Raw genomic sequence first — 19862 nt, 5'->3', positions numbered from 1 at the left:
AACGAACGGGGGAAAAAAGAATGAGGCGGGCGGGGGGGGTAGGGGGTGTTGGGGGGGTGGGGGTGGGTTTTGCGGGGGGGGCTGGGGCGAACCCACAAACCCACCCCCTAGGCTGACCCCATGCAGAGCGCGTCGGAGCAGTCGGAAGCGGCGGGAACACCGGCTCCACCCGCCCCGGCGGAGCACGCCTATCCCGATCACTGGGAGGCGGACGTGGTGCTCCGTGACGGCGGCACCGCGCGCATCAGGCCCATCACGGCCGACGACGCCGACCGGCTCGTCAGCTTCTACGAGCAGGTCTCGGACGAGTCGAAGTACTACCGCTTCTTCGCCCCCTACCCGCGCCTGTCCGCCAAGGACGTCCACCGCTTCACCCACCACGACTTCGTGGACCGGGTCGGGCTCGCGGCGACCGTCGGCGGCGAGTTCATCGCCACCGTCCGCTACGACCGCATCAACGCCCAGGGCCTGCCCGCCTCCGCCCCGGCCGACGAGGCCGAGGTCGCCTTCCTCGTCCAGGACGCGCACCAGGGCAGAGGAGTCGCCTCCGCCCTCCTCGAACACATCGCGGCGGTCGCGCGCGAGCGGGACATCCGGCGCTTCGCCGCCGAGGTGCTCCCCGCCAACACCAAGATGATCAAGGTCTTCACCGACGCGGGCTACACCCAGAAGCGCAGCTTCGAGGACGGCTCCGTCCGCCTCCACCTCGACCTCGAACCGACCGACCGCTCCCTCGCCGTCCAGCGCGCCCGCGAGCAGCGCGCCGAGGCGCGCTCCGTGCAGCGCCTCCTCACCCCCGGCTCCGTCGCCGTCGTCGGCGCCGGGCGCGCGCCCGGCGGCGTCGGCCGGACCGTGCTCCGCAACCTCCTCGGGGGCGGCTTCACGGGACGCGTGTACGCGGTGAACGCCGCGCTCAGCGGAGCGACCGAGCTCGACGGCGTCCCCGCCCACCCCTCGATCGGCGCCATCGGCGAACCGGTCGACCTGGCCGTCGTCGCCGTCCCCGCCGAACGGGTCCCCGCGGCCGTCGCGGACTGCGGCGAACACGGAGTGCGCGGCCTCGTCGTGCTCTCCGCCGGATACGCCGAGAGCGGGGCCGCCGGCCGCGAGCGCCAGCGCGAGCTCGTACGGCAGGCCCGCTCGTACGGCATGCGGATCATCGGCCCCAACGCCTTCGGGATCATCAACACCGCCGACGGCGTCCGGCTCAACGCCTCCCTCGCGCCGCAGATGCCGGCCGCCGGGCGGATCGGGCTCTTCACCCAGTCCGGCGCCATCGGGATCGCCCTGCTCGCCGGGCTGCACCGGCGCGGCGCGGGACTCTCCTCCTTCATCTCCGCCGGCAACCGCGCCGACGTCTCCGGCAACGACTTCCTCCAGCACTGGTACGACGACCCCGGCACCGACGTCGTCCTCCTCTACCTGGAGTCGATCGGCAACCCGCGCAAGTTCACCCGGCTCGCCCGCCGCACCGCCGCCGTCAAGCCCGTCGTCGTCGTCAAGGGCGCCCGGCACAGCGGCAGCGCCCCGCCCGGCCACCGGGTGCCGGTCACCCGCATCCCGCACGCCACGGTCTCCGCCCTGCTCCGCCAGGCCGGGGTGATCCGCGTCGACACCGTCACCGAACTCGTCGACGCCGGACTGCTCCTCGCCGCCCAGCCGCTGCCCGCCGGGCCCCGGGTCGCGATCCTCGGCAACTCGGAGTCCCTCGGCCTCCTCACGTACGACGCCTGCCTCACCGAGGGACTGCGCCCGCTGCGTCCCCTCGACCTCACGACGGCGGCGGTCCCGGCGGACTTCCGGGACGCGCTGGCGGCGGCGCTCGCCGACGAGACGTCCGACGCGGTCGTCGTCAACGCGATCCCCTGGGTCGGCGAGGACGGGGCCACCGAGTTCGGCGACGGCGAGGTGCTCGCCGCCGCCCTCCGCGAGGCCGTCGCCTCCGCCCCCGCGCCGACCAAGCCGGTCGTCGTCGTCCACGTCGAGATGGGCGGCCTCGCGGAGGCCCTGGCGGTCGCGACGAGCACGAGGCCGACGCCGGCGGGACGTGGCGCCGCCTCCCGGGAGAACCGTTCCGCCGGGGCTCCGGCGGCGGCCGCGGGAGCGGACACGACACCCGGGCCCTCCGCTGTGACCCCGCCACCCGCCGCCCCCGCGCGGCAGGCCACCATCCCCGCCTACCCCGCCGCCGAGCGGGCCGTACGGGCCCTGGCCGAGGCCGTCCGGTACGGGCAGTGGCGGCGGCAGGCCGCCGAGCCCGGGCGGGTGCCCGAGTACGAGGACATCGACGAGGCCGGGGCAGCCGCGCTCATCGAAGGGGTCCTCGGCGGCGACGGCGTGGACGACCGCGGTGTGACCCTCGACACCGAGGAGGCCGGGGCGCTGCTCGCCCGGTACGGGATCGCCGTCCGGCCGACCCTCCCCGCGCCCACGCCCGACGCCGCCGTCGCGGCCGCCGCCCGGCTCGGCTACCCCGTCGCGCTCAAGACGACCGCGCCCCACCTGCGCCACCGCCCCGACCTCGGGGGCGTCCGGCTCGACCTCGCCACCGAGGAGCAGCTGCGCACGGCGTACGCCGAGCTGACCGAGGTCCTCGGCACACCGGAGGAGCTCCAGCCCGTCGTCCAGGCGATGGTGCCCCGGGGCGTCGACACCGTCGTCCGCTCCGCGATCGACCCGGCCGTCGGCGCCGTCCTCTCCTTCGGCCTGGCGGGCGCGCCCTCCGAACTGCTCGGCGACACCGCCCACCGGCTCGTTCCGGCCACCGACCGGGACGCCGCCGAGCTCGTCCGCTCCCTGCGCACCGCCCCGCTGCTCTTCGGCTGGCGCGGCTCCGCCCCCGTCGACACCCCGGCCCTCGAGGAGCTGCTCCTGCGGGTCTCCCGGCTCGTCGACGACCACCCCGAGGTGGTCGCGGTCTCCCTGGAGCCGGTCGTCGTGGCCCCCCGCGGACTTTCCGTCCTCGGCGCGACCGTCCGACTGGCCCCACCCGCACCCCGCACCGACCTGGGCCCGCGGAGCCTGCCACGTTACTGAGACCTGAGGCGCCTGCCGCGTCGCTGAGGCCCGCGCGGGCTGCCGCGTCAGCGAGACCCGCGGGCCTGTCTCACCATCGAGACCCGCGGGAGCCGTCGCGTCGCGGACGGGCCCGGCCCGCGCGGGCTGCCGCGTCAGCGAGACCCGCGGGCCCGCCTCGTCATCGAGACCCGTGCGGCTGCCGCGTCACCGAGGCCCGCGGAGGCGCCGCGTCAGCGAGGCCCGCGGGAACCGTCACGTCGCGGACGGGCCTGAGGGGCCCCCTCCGCCCCGTAGGATGGAGCTCATGGCAAAGAGCGGTACGACGACCCAGGGGCTGCGCGCGGCGATCGAGCGCAGCGGCTACTACCCGGCCCTCGTGGCCGAGGCGGTGGAGGCCGCCGTCGGCGGCGAGGCCATCACGTCGTACGTGGTGCACCAGGAGACCACCTTCGACGCGAACGAGGTCCGGCGCCACGTCACCGTCCTCGTCCTGACGCCGCACCGCTTCATCGTCAGCCACACCGACGAGCAGGCCGCCGACACGAGCTCCCCGTCGCCGTACGCCACGACCTCCACCGAGTCCGTGAAGCTCGACCGGATCTCGTCGGTCGTCGTCAGCCGCGTCGTCGCCAACCCCGAGTCGTACACGCCGGGCACGCTGCCCCGCGAGGTGGTCCTCACCATCGGCTGGGGTGCCGTCTCCCGCATCGACCTGGAGCCCGCCGCCTGCGGCGACCCCAACTGCGACGCCGACCACGGCTACACCGGCAACGCCACCGCCGACGACCTCAGCCTGCGCGTGAGCGACGCCGGCGACGGCCCGGACACCGTCCGGCAGACCCTCGCGTTCGCCCAGGCCCTCTCCGAAGCCATCGCGGCGACCGCCGCGCCCACCCGCTGATGGTGCAGCCGACCGCCGTGACCCACGGCTGGCCCGACGACCCGGTCCCGCTCGCGCCGGAGACCGCGCCGGTGCCCGAGTACACCTCCGGCTCGCTCGGCGACCTGCTGCCGACGCTCGTGGCCGGCCAGGACGTGCCCGGTTTCGAGGCGCGGATCGCGGAGCTGGCCCCGGCCGACCGGAACTGCGTCTTCCTGATCGACGGGCTCGGCTGGGAGCAGATCAAGGCGCACCCGGACGAAGCCCCGTATCTGACCTCGCTCCTCGGCACCTCGCGCGGCGGCACGGGCCGTCCGGTCACCGCCGGCTTCCCCGCCACCACCGCGACCTCGCTCGCCTCCGTCGGCACCGGCCTCCACCCCGGGACGCACGGACTGCCCGGCTACACCGTGCGCAACCCCGAGACCGGCGAGCTGATGAACCAGCTGCGCTGGAAGCCGTGGACCGCGCCGCGCGTCTGGCAGCCGTACCCCACCGTCTTCCAGCACGCGCACGAGGCCGGGATCCACACCGCCCAGGTGTCCTCCCCGATCTTCGAGCAGACCCCGCTCACCAAGGTCGCGCTCAGTGGCGGAACGTTTCACGGGCGGCTCTCCGGCGAGGAGCGCATGGACTTCGCCGCCGAGCAGCTCGCCGCGGGCGACCGCTCGCTGGTCTACACGTACTACAGCGAACTCGACGGCGCCGGCCACCGCTTCGGCATCGACTCCGACGCCTGGCGCGGCCAGCTGATGTTCGTCGACCGGCTCGTGCAGCGGCTCGCCGAGCAGCTGCCGCCCCGCTCGGCCCTGTACGTCACGGCCGACCACGGCATGGTCGACATCCCCTTCGACGAGCAGCACCGCATCGACTTCGACGAGGACTGGGAGCTGCGCGCGGGCGTCGCCCTCCTCGGCGGCGAGGGCCGCGCCCGCCACGTCTACGCCGTGCCCGGCGCCGAGGCGGACGTCCTCACCTGCTGGCGCGAGGTCGTCGGCGAGCAGTTCTGGGTGGCGAGCCGGGACGAGGCCATCGACCTCGGCTGGTTCGGCGCCGAGGTAGACGAGCGGGTGTACGGCCGGATCGGCGACGTCGTCGCCGCGGCCCACGACGACGTGGCGATCACCGCCTCCGTCAACGAGCCGAACGAGTCCGCGATGGTCGGCATGCACGGGTCCATGACCCCCGCGGAGCAGCTCGTCCCGCTGCTCGAAGTCCGCTCCTGATCCCCGATTCCTCCCACGCCTCCCTCCCACGCCCCGAAAGGTCCCTGTCCCGTCATGCCCGAGCTGGTCTTCTTCTCCGGAACCATGGATTGCGGGAAGAGCACCCTGGCGCTCCAGATCGCCCACAACCGCGATGCGCGGGGGCTTCAGGGCGTGATCTTCACGCGTGACGACCGCGCGGGCGAGGGCAAGCTGTCCTCCCGGCTCGGCCTCGTGACGGACGCGGTCGAGGCACCGCGGGACATGGACCTGTACGCGTACCTCGTCAGCCAGCTCTCGCAGGGTGGAAAGGCCGACTACGTGATCGTGGACGAGGCCCAGTTCCTCGCCCCCGAGCAGATCGACCAGCTCGCCCGCATCGTCGACGACCTCGGCCTGGACGTCTTCGCCTTCGGGATCACGACGGACTTCCGCACGAAGCTGTTCCCGGGCTCGCAGCGGCTGATCGAGCTGGCGGACCGCATCGAGCAGCTCCAGGTCGAGGCCCTGTGCTGGTGCGGCGCCCGCGCCACGCACAACGCCCGCACGGTGGGCGGCGAGATGGTCGTCGAGGGCGAGCAGGTCGTCGTCGGCGATGTGAACCGCCCGGCCGAGGAGATCGGCTACGAGGTCCTCTGCCGCCGCCATCACCGCCGCCGCGTGACCTCGGCCGCGGCACACGCGGGCGCCTTGTCCCCGGACGTCCTGCCCGTCGGCAACGCCTGACGTATCAGGCGCTCCCTCGGAGGGTGCGCATCAGCTCCTCGAGTGCCGTCCCGGCGACCGGTGCCGTTCCCGTCAGGGTGCCGACCAGGGCCTGGGCCAGGACGGTCGCGGTGCCGAGGCGGTCGTCCTCGCGCTCGTCGCCGGTGACCGTTCCGATGACGGCGTCCCGTACCGCGTACGAGAGAGAGAGCTCCCCGAACAGTTCGGGGAAGGACAGCGCCATCATGCACACGCCCACGTTGGCGGAGAGGATCGACTGGCCGGCCAGCTCCGGGGCCATGCGCAGGCGTCCGGCGTCGCGGCAGCGCTCCACGGCCTTCAGGAGGATCGCCTGGGCCTCCTTGATGGCCTGCGGCTTGGCGTCGCCCGTCGGCGTGAACATCAGGCGGTAGAGGTACGGGTTGCGCAGCGCGAACGCGACGTGGCTGTCCCAGGCCGTGCGCAGGTCCGCCACCGGGTCCTCGGTGAGCGGGTTCCGGCGCTTCTCCGCGAGGAAGCGCTCGAAGCCGATGTCGGCCACCGCCGTGAGCAGCCCCTGCTTGTCGCCGAACTGGCGGTAGATCTCCGGCGCGCCGACCTTCGCCCGGTCGCAGATGGCCCGGGTGGAGATGGCCAGTGCGTCCTTGGTGGCGAGCAGTTCCCCGGTGGCTTCCAGGATGCGCTCTCGTGCCGTCGACATGGCCCCACGATAACAGCGCTAACACGGTGGACCTGGGCAATCCTGGGATGGTTGTAGTGACGTTAACGAACTGTGTTAGCGTCTATAACGTCCATGTGTCCGACCGAGAGGAACCGCCATGACCGCGTCCACCACCCTGCGCGAGGTGATCGGCCTGCCGCAGGAGCTGCCGCTCCTCGCCGACTCGGCCCTGATCATGATCGACTTCCAGAACACCTACCGCACCGGTGTCATGCGGCTCCCCGGGGCCGAGGAGGCCGTCGCCGCCGGTGCCCGGCTGCTCGCCGCCGCCCGCGCCGCCCGCGCCCCGGTCGTCCACGTCGTCAACGACGGCGGTGAGGGCACCCCGTACGACATCCGCGCGGAGATAGGCTCCGTCAGCGACGAAGTGGCCCCGGTCGGGGGCGAGAAGGTCGTCGTCAAGCAGTTCCCCAATGCCTTCCACGCCACGGACCTGGAGGAGACCCTCAAGGAGCTCGGCGTGAGCGGCGACCTGGTCATCGCCGGCTTCATGACGCACATGTGCGTCCTCTTCACCGCCCAGGGCGCCTTCAACCTCGGCTACCGCCCCACCGTGGTCGCCGAGGCCACCGCCACCCGCCCCCTGGAGGCGCCGGACGGCACCGTCCTGACCGCGGAGGCCCTCCAGGCCGCGAGCCTGACGACGGTCCGGGACCTCTTCGGCACGGTCGCCCGCACGGTCGACGAGCTCGTCGGCTGACGCCATCGGCGCCGCCGGCACCCGGAGTTCACCCGGGGTGTGCCTGAAGAGCGCCTGCTGATCGGTTGCGGGTCGCCCGCCTCGGCGGTAATGGCGGACGGCCCGTGACGACCCCTCCGGGTCCGCCCGTGCCGTGTGCCCCCTGGAGGATGTGTGCCACCCGCCGCCGAGGCCGTGTACGTCGAGGACTCCGAGCACGGGACCGTACGTGACGAGCCCGGCGGCGACACGCGGCGGCGGTCCGCCCTCCGGGCCCCGGCCGCCGCCGCCCTGTTCACCGCCGTGCTGCTCTGCCTCGCCACCCGGCTCTCCCGCACGTACCCCTTCGGCCCGGTGACCCGGAACATCGTCGACCTCGGCCAGCAGTACCTGCCGTACCACGCCTACTGGCGGGCCTTCCTGCTCGGCGAGACGCACGGCGACGCCTTCCTCAACTGGAACTCCGGCTTCGGCTCCAACTTCCTCGGCGACATCGGCACGTACCTGAGCAGCCCCTTCGACCTGCTCGTCGTGCTCTTCCCGGCGGACCGCGTCGAACTCGCCTTGTACGTCGTCACCGTCGCCAAGATCAGCGCCGCGGCGGCCGCGATGGCGCTGCTCCTCGTGCGGCTGCGGCCCGGCCCGTGGCCGGTCGCCGCCGTGCTCGGCACCGCGTACGCCCTCTCCGGCTGGACCCTCAACTACGGCGCCACCGTCCCGATGTGGCTCGACGGGCTCGTCGCCTTCCCCCTGCTCTGCCTGGTCGGCGAATGGGCCCGCACCGCGCGCCGCCCCGTCCTCGGCCCGCTCGTCGTCGCCCTGGCCTGGATCTCCAACTTCTACACCGCGTACATGGCGACCCTGGGCGCGGCCGTCTTCCTCCTCGTCCGCCTGCTCACCGCCGAGGAGACCGCCGGCGCCCGGCAGCGCCTCGCCGGGGCGCTGCGCGCCGCGCGGAGCGTCCTCATCGGCATCGGGCTCGCCGCACCGCTCGTCGTGGTCGTCTTCCTCGCCACGAAGGTCGCCGACCCCACCCCCGAGACCGTCTTCGCGCCGGCACCCTGGACGGACGTCCTCGCCCGGTTCCTGCCCGCCACCGCGAGCGTCGCCAGCCCCGCCCTCTTCATCGGCACGCCCGCCCTCGTACTCGCCCTCACGCTGCCCTTCAACCGGGCCGTCGCCCCGCGCGTCCGGGCCGTCCTGACGGCCGCGATCGTCCTGGTGACGCTCTCCCTCCAGTGGGAGCCCACCCATCTGCTGTGGCACGCGGGCGCCTCGCCCAACGGCATTCCGTACCGTCAGACCTTCGTCCTGTGCGGCCTGCTGCTCATCGCCGCCTGGTTCTCCGCCGCCGGGGGCGTGCCCCGGCCGGCCGCGCTCCTCGCGGGCGTGGCGCTGCTCGGGGTCCTGGCGTGGGCGGCCCGGGGGAGCGTCGACATCGACCGGTGGACCTTCCCCGCATCCGGCGCCGCCGCGCTCCTGGCGGGTGCCGCCGTCCTCCTCGCCCTGGCCGGCGCCCGCCGGGGCCACGCGCGCGTGCTGCCTGGCTCGGACGGCGCCCGCCTCGGCACCGCGCGCCGGCCGGATCGGGCTCCACGCGCGCGCGTACTCCCCGTCCTGGCCGTGGTGCTGCTCGTCGCCGCGCAGGCCGGCGAGGTGGCCGTCACCGGCATGCGGATCGAGGAGCAGCAGCGGGGCAAGGTCTCCTGGTCGCCCCGGATCGGCCCCTGGCAGGCGGCCGCCGCCGACGAGGTCGCCCGCGCGGACGCCTGGCCCCGCTACCGCACGGACCCCGGCGAGGTCCCCGGCGGCAACGACGTGCTGCTCGTCGGAGGCCAGGGCGCCGACTACTACAGCAGCCTCACCGCCGACGTGACCTCCCGGACCCTGGCCTCCCTCGGCTTCGGCTACTACGCCAAGGGCCGGCACCCCGTCAGCCTGGACAACCCCGTCGCGGACGCCCTCTTCTCCATCGGCACCCGGCTGCGCTCGAAGCCCACGGAGCCGGTACGGCAGGACGCCCTGCCCCGCGCCACCGTCACCACCACCACCACCCCCGTCCCGCCCCTTGTCACCGTCCGCCCGTCGGGGCGGCCGGCCACGCACCCCGGGGACTCGGCCTTCGCCCGGCAGGAACGCCTGCTCGGCGCCGACGTGTACGAGCTCCCCGCTCCGCGCCGTACCGGACGCACCCTCACCGCCCGCTGCCCCGCGGGCTCCCAGGTCTGGTTCTGGGCGCCCGAGTACCAGGGCGAGGCCGCCCTGGCGGGGGAGCGGCCCGTGGCCTTCGACGGCAAGCCGCCCTCCGTCCGCGCCCCCATGCAGGCCCTCGGCACCGTGCCCGACTCCGGCGCGGTACGGATCGACCTGGCGCCCAAGGGCAAGGTGCGGCTGCCCCGGGAACCGGTCGGCTGCCTCGTCGACGCCCGGCTCGACTCCGCCGTACGGCAGCTCACCACCACCGGCGCCACGCGCGTGCGTGCCGGCGGACACGCCGTCACCGCCGAACTGCCGCCCGGCAGCAAGGGCATCGCGGTCCTCGCCGCGCCGCGCATCCATGGCTGGCGCTGCGCCGCCGGTGACGCGGACGCCCGCCCCGCGCGCGCGTACGAGGGCCTCGTCGCCGTCCCCCTCGACGGACGGGCGAGCTCGGTCAGCTGCTCCTTCCGGCCGCCGGGGATGAAGCTCGGCGGCGCGGTCGGCGCGGCGGCGCTCCTGGCGCTCGCCGTCACGGGACTGCTGCATCGCCGACGGGCCCGGCGGTGACGGGGTTTCCGCCGGGGACGACAAGAGTTCACCCGGAGTGCACGCACGGATCGTTCACCCGGAGAAGTCGGCCGTTACTGTGCCCGCCGTAACGGCGTTAAATTGTTCGATTCAGTGTGGGGATCCCGAGTGCCGAAACTGTCCGTCGTCGTACCGTTCCACAATGTCGGTCCCTACGCGCCCGACACCTTGCGCAGTCTCGCGAACAACGCGGATCCGGAATTCGAGTTCCTGCTGATCGACGACTGCTCGACGGACGACACCCCGGAGATCCTCGACCGCTGGCAGGGCCGCCTGCCGAACGCCACGGTCATCCGGCACGAGACGAACAAGGGCGTCGCCCAGGCCCGGAACACCGGAATCGACGCGGCGCGCGGCGACTACCTCACGTTCCTCGACGGCGACGACTGGTACGCGCCCGGCCACCTGAGCGCCGCCGTGGCCGGAATCTCCCGCCTGGACTGCGATTTCGCCCGGACCGACCACGTCCTGTCGGAGGGCCGGAAGCGGCAGATCCGCTATGCCCCGGCCAAGCGGCGCGACGCCGTGATGGACCCCAGGGACGGAATCTCGCCGGCCAGCATGGTGACGATGGTCGACTATCCCTTCGTGCCTTTCGGCATTTACAGCGGGCGTCTTTTCGAGAACGGGGAATCCCGTTTCGAGACCTCTCTCAGAACGGCCGAGGACCGCCTCTGGATCTGGCGTCTCCACCTCAAGGCGCGCACGTTCGCGGCGCTCTCCCTGCACGGCGTCTTCTACCGGCGGGGCGTCACCACCTCGCTCACCCAGATCACCGACAACCGGCAGCTGGACTTCATCCCCTCGTACGACCTCCTGCTCGACGACGTCTCCCGGGACGCCGAGGCCGACCGTTTCCTCCCGAAGGCGGTCCGCACCTACTGCGCGATGATCGCCTTCCACATGGGGAAGGCCGACGCCTACGAACCGGCCGTCGCCGCGCGGCTGCGCGCCGACGTCCGCGACGCGCTGCACCGCATGCCGCAGGAGGTCCTCGACGAAACCCTCGCCACCATGGACACCCCGCGCAGCACCCTCCTCCGGAGCCTGCGCGACACCGGAAGGACCGCCTGACCCATGGCCCCCGAAGCCACCCACGACCTGCCGGTCCAGATCTTCCAGGTGTCCACCCTGTACGGCGCCGCCACCCTCGCCGCCGCGCTCGACGCCGGACAGTTCGGCCCCCGCGACTCCGCCCGCCGGCTCCTGCTGATCTCGCACAACGCCGAGATCCCGGAGACCGCGCTGCGCCTGGAGACCATGACCGGGTACGAGCGGATCGCCGCCCGCTTCGACGGCACCCTCGACTGGAACGACACGATCCGCCCGTACCACCCCGCCGCCTGGGCCCCCCGCCCCGAGGAGGCCCCGCTCTGGCAGCGCGTCCTGCGCACCGCCTGGGACCTCGGCACCGGACCGGTCGAGCTGATCGTCGAATCCATCCAGGTCAACCCGGCCAAGGCGCTCGCCGGCTGCTTCCCCGAGAGCACCGTGCACGTCTACGCCGACGGCCTGATGAGCTACGGCCCGACCCGCTCCGACCTCGCGCAGTCGATCGCCTGCCGCGTCCGCCGGGTGCTCCACCTCGACCTGGTGCCGGGCCTGCGCCCGCTCCTCCTCAGCGAGTACGGGATCGAGCCCGAGCTCGTCCCCGACGCCGCCTTCCGCGCCGTCCTCGCCGAGATCGCCGAGGACGCGGCCGACGACCCGGACATCGCGCGGGCGGCCGCCGCCGCGCCGACGGCCCTGCTCCTCGGCCAGTACCTCGCCGCCCTCTCCCTGCTCACCGCCGAGGAGGAAGAGGAACTGCACGTACGGATGCTCCGGGGCGCCGCCGCGGCCGGACACCGCTCGGTGGTCTTCAAGCCGCACCCGACCGCCCCCGCCCGCTACTCCCAGGCCCTGGACGAGGAGGCCGAGCGGAGCGGCGTACGCCTCACGGTCCTCGCCGGTCCGCTGCTCGCCGAGACCTTCTACGCGCACTGCCGGCCCGAGCTCGTCGTCGGCTGCTTCTCCACGGCGATGCTCACCGCCGCCGTCTACTACGACGTCCCCATCGCGCGCGTGGGCACGGCCGAGGTCCTCGAACGGCTCACCCCGTTCGAGAACAGCAACCGCATCCCGCTCACCGTCGTCGACCACCTCGTCGCGGACCTGGAGGGCGGCGAGGAGCCCGCCGTCCCGGGAGCGGCCCCGGCCTCGCTCACGCCCCTGGTCAGGGCCGTCGGCTACTGCATGCGGCACAAGGCGCACCCGGGGCTCCGCCCGGAGGCCGCCGCCTTCCTGGCGCAGCACCACGCGGACCCCGGCACCGCGCACCACTTCACCGCGGAACGGCTGACCGAGCTCGGCCTCCCGGGCGGAGGACCCGCCCCGGTTCGGACCGGCACGTCGCGGCTGCGCCGCAGCCTGGTGAGGAGCAGGCGCGGCTGAGCGGGGGGCACGGCGCCGCACCGCTACGGGGGCTGAGCCGGTGCGGGTGGTGCTCAGTGCGCGGCCGACCTGACCAGCGTGAAGACCGCGCCTTCCGGGTCCGCCACCACGGCGAGCCGTCCCGCCTTGCCCTCGCGCGGCGCACGCAACACGTGGCCGCCGAGGTCCTGGACGAGCCGCGCGGCCTCGTCCGTGTCGGCGACCTCGAAGTACGTCATCCAGTGCGGGCCCCGGTCCCGGGGGAGCGCGTTGCCGACGCCGTGCAGCGAGGCCACGGGTGCTCCGGCCACGTGGAGCGTCGCGTAGTCGTGTTCGGCGGAGACGACCGGCTCCACCTCGTAGCCGAAGACCATCCGGTAGAACTTGCCGGTCCCGGACGTCTCGTACGTGAGGAGCTCGTTCCACACGGGCGTCCCGGGCGGTCCCGCCGCCGCCGTGCCGTGGTGCGCCTCCGCCTGCCAGACGCCGAAGACCGCGCCGGTCGGGTCGGAGCAGATGGCGAGACGGCCCGCCTCGCCCGCGTCCAGCGGGCCGACGGCGACGGTGCCGCCGCAGCAGCGGATGGTCTCGGCGATCTCGTCGGCGTCCTCGGTGGCCAGGTAGGGGGTCCAGGCGATGCGCAGGTGCCGGTCGGGCGGCAGCTGGCCGATGCCCGCCACCTCCTTGCCGTCGAGCAGCGCGCGCACGTACGGGCCGAGCTGCTGCGGACCGGGGACGAACTCCCACCCGAAGAGCGCGCGGTAGAACTCCTGCGTGGCGTCAATCCCGTGCACCATCAGGCTCACCCAGCAGGGTGTGCCGGGAGGGCGCGGAGTCGCCTCGGTCATCGTCGCACTCTCCTCGGACCGTCGTCGTGGCCGTGCTCCCGTCCGATGGTGACACCGACGCCGCGGCGGCGCGCCCCGGCCGCACCGATCGTGGCGTGATCCCGTCGGAGGTCGCCGGGTCCGTCCCCCGCGGCCGTGCGGCTGCGCGAGGATGGCTCCCATGAAGCCCATCATCTCCGCAAGCGAACTGCAGAGCGAGTCGGCCGGGGCCCGGCCGCCGGTCCTCCTGGACGTCCGCTGGACGCTCGGCGGCCCGCCAGGGCTGCCCGCCTACGAGGCCGGTCACCTCCCCGGCGCGGTCTACGTCGACCTGGACGCGGAACTCGCGGGCCCGCCCGGAAGCGGCGGCCGCCACCCGCTGCCCGACCCCGAGGCCTTCGGGGCCGTGATGCGCCGGGCGGGCGTCTCGGCGGACCGGCCGGTCGTCGTCTACGACGGGGGCCTCGGCTGGGGCGCGGCCCGCGCCTGGTGGCTGCTCCGCTGGGCGGGCCACCCCGACGTGCGGGTCCTGGACGGGGGCCTCGCGGCCTGGAGGGGGGAGCTCACGGAGAAGGTCCCCGCGCCGGAGCCGGGCGACTTCCGGCCGGAGCCGGGCGCCCTGGGGCTGCTCGACGCCGACGGGGCCGCCGCGTTCCCGGACGCGGGGCTGCTCCTGGACGCGCGGGCGGCCGAGCGCTACCGGGGTGACGTGGAGCCGATCGACCGGGTCGGCGGGCACATCCCGGGCGCGGTCTCGGCCCCGACGACGGAGAACGTCGACGCCGAGGGCCTCTTCCTGGCCGCCGGCGTCCTGCGGGACCGTTTCACCGCGCTCGGCGCGGCCGAGGGGACCCCGGTCGCCGTCTACTGCGGCTCGGGCGTCTCGGGCGCCCACGAGGTGCTGGCCCTGGAGATCGCGGGCATCCCCGCGGGCCTCTACGCCGGCTCCTGGTCGGAATGGTCCTCGGACCCGACCCGCCCGGTCGCCACGGGCCCGGACCCGCGGTAACCGTGTGACCGCCGCGGACGGCCTCCGGTAGCGCGGTACGAGAAGGGCCCGCACCGTCACCCGGCGCGGGCCCCTTCCTCGTACACCCATACACGCGTACGCGTACGCGTGCGCGTGAAGCGGTCAGTCCTGCACACGTACGCGCGCGGGTGAAGGGGGCAGTCCTGCACGCATACGCGCACGTGAAGCGGTTCAGCCCCGCACACGTACGCGCGCGCGTGAAGCGGTCAGTCCTGCGCACGTACGCCCGCGCGTGAAGCGGTCAGTCCCTGCCACGCCCCTACGCGTGCGCGTGCCGCGATCGGGCCTGGCGCATCGCTGCGGGTACGCGCGGAGCAGTCGGTCCCGCCGGGCCCCTCCACGCGTGCGCGTACCCCGGTCAGTCCTGCTTCTTCCTGCGGGTTCCGAAGACGATCTCGTCCCAGCTCGGTACGGCCGCGCGGCGGCCGGGGCGGACGCCGTCCGCTTCGGCCTGGCGGTCCGTGGCGCCGTGCAGACGGTCGCGGTGGCCCGAGACCGCGCGCGGCATCAGGACGTCGGCGTAGGCCGAGCCCGCGCCCGCCGAGGCGGCCGGGGCCGGGGGCTCCTCCGCCTCCGCCGCCTCCGAGGGCTCGGTGTCCGGCTGCTCGGGCACGACCATGTCGCCGCGGAAGCTCGGCACGGCCTCCAGGAGGCTCGTCAGGGAGTCCCGCTCCTCCTCCGGCTCGACGGGCGAGGGCGCCCGCTCCAGCTGCCGGTCGGAACGGTCGATCTGGCGGTCCAGGGCACGGTCGAGCGGCCTGTCCCGGGGCAGCCGGGCGATGCGCGGCACGAACGGAAAGCTCGGCTCCGGCGCGGCGGCGATCGTGTCGTCCGTCTCGCCGATCAGGGCGCGGGCCTCGTCGTCCACGGCCTGGACGAGCCGCCGCGGCGGGTCGTACGTCCAGCTGGCCGTGTGGACCTCGCCCGCGACGCGGTAGACGAGCAGCACCTCCCAGGTGCCGTCGTCCCGTCGCCAGGAGTCCCACTGCACGGTGTCCTTCTCGGCCCCGCGCAGCAGCAGTCGCTCCTGCACCGCCTCGCCGAGCTGCGGGCCGCTGTTCTCGCCGGGCCTGCGGACCGGGGTCTTGCGGGCCCGCTCCGCCATGAAGGCGCGCTCCGCGAGCACGGGGCCCTCGAAGCGGCGCACGCGGTCGACGGGGATGCCGGCGAGCTGGGCGACCTCCTCCGCGGAGGCACCGGCCCTTATGCGCGCCTGGATGTCACGGGGGCGGAGGTGGCTCTCGACCTCGATCTCGATCTGGCCGAGGCGCGCGCGGTCGTTGCGCACGGCGGCGCGCAGCCGCTCGTCGATCGGAAGCGTGTACTCCGTGCTGTCAGCAGCCTTCAGCACCAGTCGTGTGCCGTCGTTGGAGACGGCCACGACACGCAGTTCGGGCATGGGGACCTCCCGGGTGGTGCCTGCCGACGTCACGTGCGTCGCTGCTTCCGCTAGTCGAGTGTGGCCTGCCCGGGTGCAGCCTGCCACTACCTTGCCGAGTTGCCCGGCGTGTCGGGCATGGACCCTGGAGCGCCGTTATGGCACGGTTACCAGTTTGCTACTCGGAGTGACTGGCGGTCACTCTGTGCAGTCGGTTTCCGTGCGGTGCCTAGGCGCCGCCGGTTCGAGCGCCGTGTCCGGCCCCCTCCCCTTGGTCCAGGGCACCCGTGAGGGCGTCCGGACCCAGGGTTCGTCAATGTACTCCATTCGGGCCACCTGGGTGGACCGGCGCGCCGCTCAACTTCTCGGGCGGTACGGGAGTTGAGTGTCCGCGATCTTCCCCCATACGTGTCGCTCTTCACAGAAACAGCAGAAACGGAACTATTCGCTTCGCCTGTTTGTCCCTTCTGGGTGCAAGGCGAACGGATGAACCATCAGGGGTCGGAGATGCGTCACAGGCCGGAAACCGACGGGGACGAGCCGGGGGAGGGGAAGAAGGACGGCGGCAGGAGGATCGACCTGAGCGTGGCTCAGGTCTCGGGCAGTGCCCTGGCCGCGGTCGTCGCCGCCAAACTCGCGTCGACCCTCGGTGTGTACGGCACGATCCTGGGTGCCGGTGTGATCAGTGTCATCGCGACCTGCGGCGGACCGCTCTTCCAGCAGCTCTTCAAGCGCACCGGCGAGCAGGTCCGCGACGTGACCACGGCGGCCAAGCCGAAGGCGCGTCAGGTCCCGGTCCCGGCCGGTCCGCAGGACGACCGCACCCTCCTGCTGGGCACGCTCCCGGCCCCGGTGCCGTCGGACGAGGAGTTCGGCGAGGCGACCACCCACGGGACCCGCGTCCGCGGCTGGAAGCGCCCGGCGATCGCCGCCGCCCTGGTCTTCGGCGTCACGATGGGCGGCATCACCGCGTACGAGCTGGTCTCCGGCGAGGACTTCAGCGGCAAGCAGGGGACCACCACCTTCGGCTCCGTCGTCCATCGCGGCGGGAGCGCGGACCAGGACGCGCCCGAGCAGGACCGGGGGCCCACGCCCGCACCGTCCGGCTCCGTTGACGGCACGGGGCAGCGGTCGGGCGGCGCCGGCACCCCGACGACGGGATCCACGCCGACCCCGGGCGGCCGGGAGACCGGGACGCCGTCGGCCGAGCCCACCCCGTCCGGTTCCGCCGGCGAGGGGACGACACCCCCGCCGACGCCGACCGGCCCGACGACGGAACCGACGGCGCCGACCCAGGCGCCGACCACCGGCACGGGACAGCCCGAGACGCCCTCGGCCCCGGCGACGGCCGGAGCCGACGCCGGCACAGGCACGGGCACGGGAGCCGAGTGACCGTCAGGCGCGAGCCCGGCCGACTGTCCGATTGACCGTCAGGCGACGCGAGCTCGGCCGACTGTCCGAGTGGCCGTCAGGCGCGTGCTGGACGGGAGCAGTCCCAGCGGATCGCAGTCGCCCGAGTGACCGTCAGTCGCCCAGGACCCGGCGCAGGTAGTCGTTGGCGAAGAGCCGGTCCGGGTCGAGCCGGTCGCGCAGCGCCGTGAACTCGGCGAAGCGCGGGTAGGCCTCGGAGAGGTAGGCGGCGTCGCGGGTGTGGACCTTGCCCCAGTGCGGGCGGCCCCCGTGCGCCGTCATGATGCGCTCCACCGCGGTGAAGTACGCCTGGTGGGGCGTGCCCTTGTAGAGGTGGACGGCGACGTACGCGGTCTCCCGCCCCGAGGCCGTGGACAGCGCGATGTCGTCCGCCGGGGCCGTGCGCACCTCCACCGGGAAGCTCACCTTGAGCGGCGAGCGCTCGATCATCGCCTTGAGCTCGCGCAGCGCGGCGACCGCCGCCTCCCGCGGAAGCGCGTACTCCATCTCCAGGAAGCGGACCCGGCGCGGCGAGGTGAAGACCTTGTACGGGATGTCGGTGTACGTACGGGCCGACAGGGCCCGGCTGGAGATCTTGGCGATCGACGGGATGACCGGCGGCACCGCGCGGCCCAACGAGCAGGCGACCTGGAAGATCCCGTTGGAGAGGAGCTCGTCCTCGATCCAGCCGCTGATCCGTCCGGGGGGAGCCGCGGGACCGGCGCTGCGGTTGTTGCGCTTGGTGTTGCAGTTGTCCGTGTGGGGGAACCAGTAGAACTCGAAGTGCTCGTTCTCCGCGTGCAGCGCGTCGAACTCCGAGGTGACCCGGTCGAAGGTCATCGGCTCCTCGCGCGCGGTGAGGAGGAAGACCGGCTCCACCGCGAAGGTGATCGCCGTGATGACGCCGAGGGCGCCGAGGCCGATCCTGGCGGCCGCGAACACCTCCGGATTCTCCTTCTCCGAGCAGGTGAGCAGCTCGCCCGAGGCCGTCACCAGCTCCAGCTCGCGGATCTGCGCGGCTATGGAGGCCGACTCGCGGCCCGTGCCGTGGGTGCCCGTGGAGGTGGCGCCGGCGACGGTCTGCTCCATGATGTCGCCCATGTTCGTGAGCGACAGGCCCTCCCTGGCCAGCGCCACGTTGAGCCGCTTCAGGGGCGTGCCCGACTCGACCGTCACGGTCATCGCCGCACGGTCGATCCGCCGGATCCCGGTCAGCAGGCCCGGCCGGATCAGCACGCCGTCGGTGGCCGCGATCGAGGTGAACGAGTGACCGGTGCCGACCGTCTTCACCCGCAGCCCGTCCGCGGCCGCGCGGCGCACCGCCTCGGCGAGCTCCTCGGCCGAGGCCGGGCTCACCTCGCGCACCGGGCGGGAGGCGACGTTCCCCGCCCAGTTACGCCACGGGCTGCCCGTCGTCCTCGCGCTCCCCGACCCCGCTGCTGTCGTCCCGCTCACGCTGCCCCTCCCGGTTCGGCGCCGGCGTGCGCAGCCGGCGGTGTCCGAGGACACCCACCGCGACCGCGAGCGCGCCCGAGACGACGGGCACCACGTACCCCGCCTTCGCCCCCGACGCGTCGACCACCCAGCCGGCGGCCGAGGAGCCGAGCGCCACGCCGATCGCGAGGCCGGTACTCGTCCAGGTCATGCCCTCGGTCAGCTTGGTGCGCGGTACGTGCGCTTCGACGAGGGCCATCGTGGTCACCATCGTCGGTGCGATGGACAGGCCCGCGACAAAGAGCGCCACGGCCAGCAACGGCAGGTTCCCGGCCAGTAGGAGGGGGATCATACTCACGGCCATCGCGCAGATTCCCAGGAGCCACCTGCGGGACGCCTCGCCCTTGAGGTGGAGCAGTCCGAAGACGGCGCCGGCCAGTCCCGAGCCCAGCGCGTAGACGGCCAGGACGAGGCTGGCGGCGGCCTTCTGGCCCCGCTCCTCGGCGAAGGCCACGGTCACCACGTCCACCGAGCCGAAGATCGCGCCGGTGGCGACGAAGGCGAGCGTGAGCACCTGGAGGCCGCGGGAGCGGAGCGCGGAGGTGCCCCGGGCGGCGCCCTCCTTGGGGTGGGGGACCGGCTCCGTGGCCCGCTGCGAGGTCAGCCAGAAGACGCCGGCGGCCAGGAACGCCCCGGCGAACAGGGGTCCGGCCTCGGGGAACCAGGCGGTCGACAGGCCGATCGAGAGGATCGGCCCGAAGATGAAGCACACCTCGTCGACGATCGACTCCCAGGAGTACGCCGTGTGCAGGCGCCGCTCCTCGCCGCGGTAGATCTCCGCCCAGCGGGCCCTGGTCATCGCGCCGAGGCTCGGCACGCAGCCGATCACACCGGTGAAGACGAACAGGGTCCAGTCCGGGGCCTTCTGCTGCACGCACAGGAGCAGCCCGGCGGCCGCGGCGAGCGAGACCAGTGTGACCGGGCGGAGCACCTTGCGCTGTCCGTGCCGGTCGACGAGGCGCGAGACCAGGGGGCCGAGGACCGCGGCGGACATCGCGAGGGTCGCGCTGAGCGCGCCGGCGAGGCCGTACCGGCCGGTGACCTGCGAAATCATGGTCACGATCCCGATGCCCATCATGGACAGCGGCATGCGGCCGAGGAACCCCGCGACGGAGAACGAGGCGGTTCCGGGCGCCGTGAAGATCGCGCGGTAGGGACTGGGCAAGAGAGGTCCTTGGTCAACACGTGTAATTAATAGCTAAAGCCTACGGTGTTGAAGTCGATCGGTCATCCCTGTTTTCCGGAAGGCACTTCGGAAGAACTTCGGAAGAACACCCTCGGTCGGGCCGCGCCCGTCGCCGTCACGGGCGGGTGGC

General features: G+C 73.6%; 15 protein-coding genes. 10 read left to right on the top strand and 5 right to left on the bottom strand.

The window, feature by feature from the left end; genetic code table 11:
• Positions 1 to 120: 120 nt before the first annotated feature.
• From ACZ7HT_RS27975 to ACZ7HT_RS27960, 4 genes are all read left to right on the top strand, one after another.
• Positions 121 to 3036, top strand: coding sequence for a bifunctional acetate--CoA ligase family protein/GNAT family N-acetyltransferase (locus ACZ7HT_RS27975; protein ID WP_471170998.1), 2916 nt, complete (start codon positions 121 to 123; stop codon positions 3034 to 3036).
• Between the two features lie 286 nt (positions 3037 to 3322).
• Entirely contained in the window at positions 3323 to 3919 is a 597-nt protein-coding gene (locus ACZ7HT_RS27970) for a DUF5998 family protein (RefSeq protein WP_041131637.1), read from the top strand.
• On the top strand, positions 3919 to 5124 hold the full coding sequence (locus ACZ7HT_RS27965) for an alkaline phosphatase family protein (protein WP_471170996.1): 1206 nt from the start codon (positions 3919 to 3921) through the stop codon (positions 5122 to 5124). The genes ACZ7HT_RS27970 and ACZ7HT_RS27965 overlap by 1 nt, the downstream gene beginning before the upstream one ends.
• A 54-nt stretch (positions 5125 to 5178) precedes the next feature.
• Positions 5179 to 5829: a thymidine kinase gene (locus tag ACZ7HT_RS27960; RefSeq protein ID WP_359513345.1), complete on the top strand. Its 651-nt coding sequence runs from the start codon at positions 5179 to 5181 to the stop codon at positions 5827 to 5829.
• A 4-nt stretch (positions 5830 to 5833) separates the two neighbouring features.
• Here the strand turns inward: ACZ7HT_RS27960 and ACZ7HT_RS27955 are convergent, their stop codons facing one another.
• The gene (locus ACZ7HT_RS27955; RefSeq protein WP_471170993.1) at positions 5834 to 6508 is read right to left on the bottom strand and encodes a TetR/AcrR family transcriptional regulator; all 675 of its coding nucleotides are present in this window, start codon (positions 6506 to 6508) and stop codon (positions 5834 to 5836) included.
• A 118-nt stretch (positions 6509 to 6626) separates the two neighbouring features.
• Between ACZ7HT_RS27955 and ACZ7HT_RS27950 the strand changes: the two genes are divergently transcribed.
• The 4 genes from ACZ7HT_RS27950 to ACZ7HT_RS27935 all read left to right on the top strand — a co-directional run bounded on the left by ACZ7HT_RS27950 (position 6627) and on the right by ACZ7HT_RS27935 (position 12428).
• A complete protein-coding gene (locus tag ACZ7HT_RS27950; protein ID WP_471170992.1) occupies positions 6627 to 7229 on the top strand; it encodes an isochorismatase family protein in 603 nt (200 codons plus the stop codon).
• A gap of 153 nt (positions 7230 to 7382) precedes the next feature.
• Entirely contained in the window at positions 7383 to 9974 is a 2592-nt protein-coding gene (locus tag ACZ7HT_RS27945) for a YfhO family protein (RefSeq protein ID WP_471170991.1), read from the top strand.
• Between the two features lie 129 nt (positions 9975 to 10103).
• On the top strand, positions 10104 to 11069 hold the full coding sequence (locus tag ACZ7HT_RS27940; RefSeq protein ID WP_471170989.1) for a glycosyltransferase family 2 protein: 966 nt from the start codon (positions 10104 to 10106) through the stop codon (positions 11067 to 11069).
• A gap of 3 nt (positions 11070 to 11072) precedes the next feature.
• Positions 11073 to 12428: a polysialyltransferase family glycosyltransferase gene (locus tag ACZ7HT_RS27935; RefSeq protein ID WP_471170988.1), complete on the top strand. Its 1356-nt coding sequence runs from the start codon at positions 11073 to 11075 to the stop codon at positions 12426 to 12428.
• 53 nt (positions 12429 to 12481) lie between these two features.
• Here ACZ7HT_RS27935 and ACZ7HT_RS27930 read toward each other — a convergent pair whose 3' ends face one another.
• A complete protein-coding gene (locus ACZ7HT_RS27930) occupies positions 12482 to 13255 on the bottom strand; it encodes a VOC family protein (RefSeq protein WP_471170986.1) in 774 nt (257 codons plus the stop codon).
• A gap of 160 nt (positions 13256 to 13415) precedes the next feature.
• Between ACZ7HT_RS27930 and ACZ7HT_RS27925 the strand changes: the two genes are divergently transcribed.
• Complete coding sequence (locus ACZ7HT_RS27925; protein ID WP_471170984.1) at positions 13416 to 14243, top strand: sulfurtransferase; 828 nt, start codon at positions 13416 to 13418, stop codon at positions 14241 to 14243.
• Positions 14244 to 14622: 379 nt separating this feature from the next.
• Here ACZ7HT_RS27925 and sepH read toward each other — a convergent pair whose 3' ends face one another.
• Positions 14623 to 15663 carry a septation protein SepH gene (sepH, locus tag ACZ7HT_RS27920; RefSeq protein ID WP_471170983.1) on the bottom strand — a complete coding sequence of 347 codons (1041 nt, stop codon included), beginning with the start codon at positions 15661 to 15663 and terminating at the stop codon, positions 14623 to 14625.
• 486 nt (positions 15664 to 16149) lie between these two features.
• Between sepH and ACZ7HT_RS27915 the strand changes: the two genes are divergently transcribed.
• Positions 16150 to 17034 carry a hypothetical protein gene (locus ACZ7HT_RS27915; RefSeq protein WP_471170982.1) on the top strand — a complete coding sequence of 295 codons (885 nt, stop codon included), beginning with the start codon at positions 16150 to 16152 and terminating at the stop codon, positions 17032 to 17034.
• Between the two features lie 132 nt (positions 17035 to 17166).
• Here ACZ7HT_RS27915 and ACZ7HT_RS27910 read toward each other — a convergent pair whose 3' ends face one another.
• Positions 17167 to 18507, bottom strand: a complete 1341-nt coding sequence (locus tag ACZ7HT_RS27910) for a D-arabinono-1,4-lactone oxidase (protein WP_471170980.1) — start codon at positions 18505 to 18507, stop codon at positions 17167 to 17169.
• A complete protein-coding gene (locus ACZ7HT_RS27905; RefSeq protein WP_471170979.1) occupies positions 18446 to 19711 on the bottom strand; it encodes an MFS transporter in 1266 nt (421 codons plus the stop codon). The genes ACZ7HT_RS27910 and ACZ7HT_RS27905 overlap by 62 nt, the downstream gene beginning before the upstream one ends.
• Positions 19712 to 19862: the final 151 nt, after the last annotated feature.

Source organism: Streptomyces sp. NPDC037410 (genome assembly GCF_055602235.1).
This window is presented reverse-complemented; position numbering and strand designations above follow the sequence as displayed.

Bases quoted from the DNA above. Each gene is read 5' to 3' on its own strand.
- ACZ7HT_RS27915 (WP_471170982.1), top strand. From the start codon at position 16,150: ATGCGTCACAGGCCGGAAACCGACGGGGACGAGCCGGGGGAGGGGAAG.
- ACZ7HT_RS27975 (WP_471170998.1), top strand. From the start codon at position 121: ATGCAGAGCGCGTCGGAGCAGTCGGAAGCGGCGGGAACACCGGCTCCA.
- ACZ7HT_RS27935 (WP_471170988.1), top strand. From the start codon at position 11,073: ATGGCCCCCGAAGCCACCCACGACCTGCCGGTCCAGATCTTCCAGGTG.
- ACZ7HT_RS27950 (WP_471170992.1), top strand. From the start codon at position 6,627: ATGACCGCGTCCACCACCCTGCGCGAGGTGATCGGCCTGCCGCAGGAG.
- ACZ7HT_RS27970 (WP_041131637.1), top strand. From the start codon at position 3,323: ATGGCAAAGAGCGGTACGACGACCCAGGGGCTGCGCGCGGCGATCGAG.
- ACZ7HT_RS27925 (WP_471170984.1), top strand. From the start codon at position 13,416: ATGAAGCCCATCATCTCCGCAAGCGAACTGCAGAGCGAGTCGGCCGGG.
- ACZ7HT_RS27965 (WP_471170996.1), top strand. From the start codon at position 3,919: ATGGTGCAGCCGACCGCCGTGACCCACGGCTGGCCCGACGACCCGGTC.
- ACZ7HT_RS27955 (WP_471170993.1), bottom strand. From the start codon at position 6,508: ATGTCGACGGCACGAGAGCGCATCCTGGAAGCCACCGGGGAACTGCTC.
- ACZ7HT_RS27930 (WP_471170986.1), bottom strand. From the start codon at position 13,255: ATGACCGAGGCGACTCCGCGCCCTCCCGGCACACCCTGCTGGGTGAGC.
- sepH (WP_471170983.1), bottom strand. From the start codon at position 15,663: ATGCCCGAACTGCGTGTCGTGGCCGTCTCCAACGACGGCACACGACTG.
- ACZ7HT_RS27960 (WP_359513345.1), top strand. From the start codon at position 5,179: ATGCCCGAGCTGGTCTTCTTCTCCGGAACCATGGATTGCGGGAAGAGC.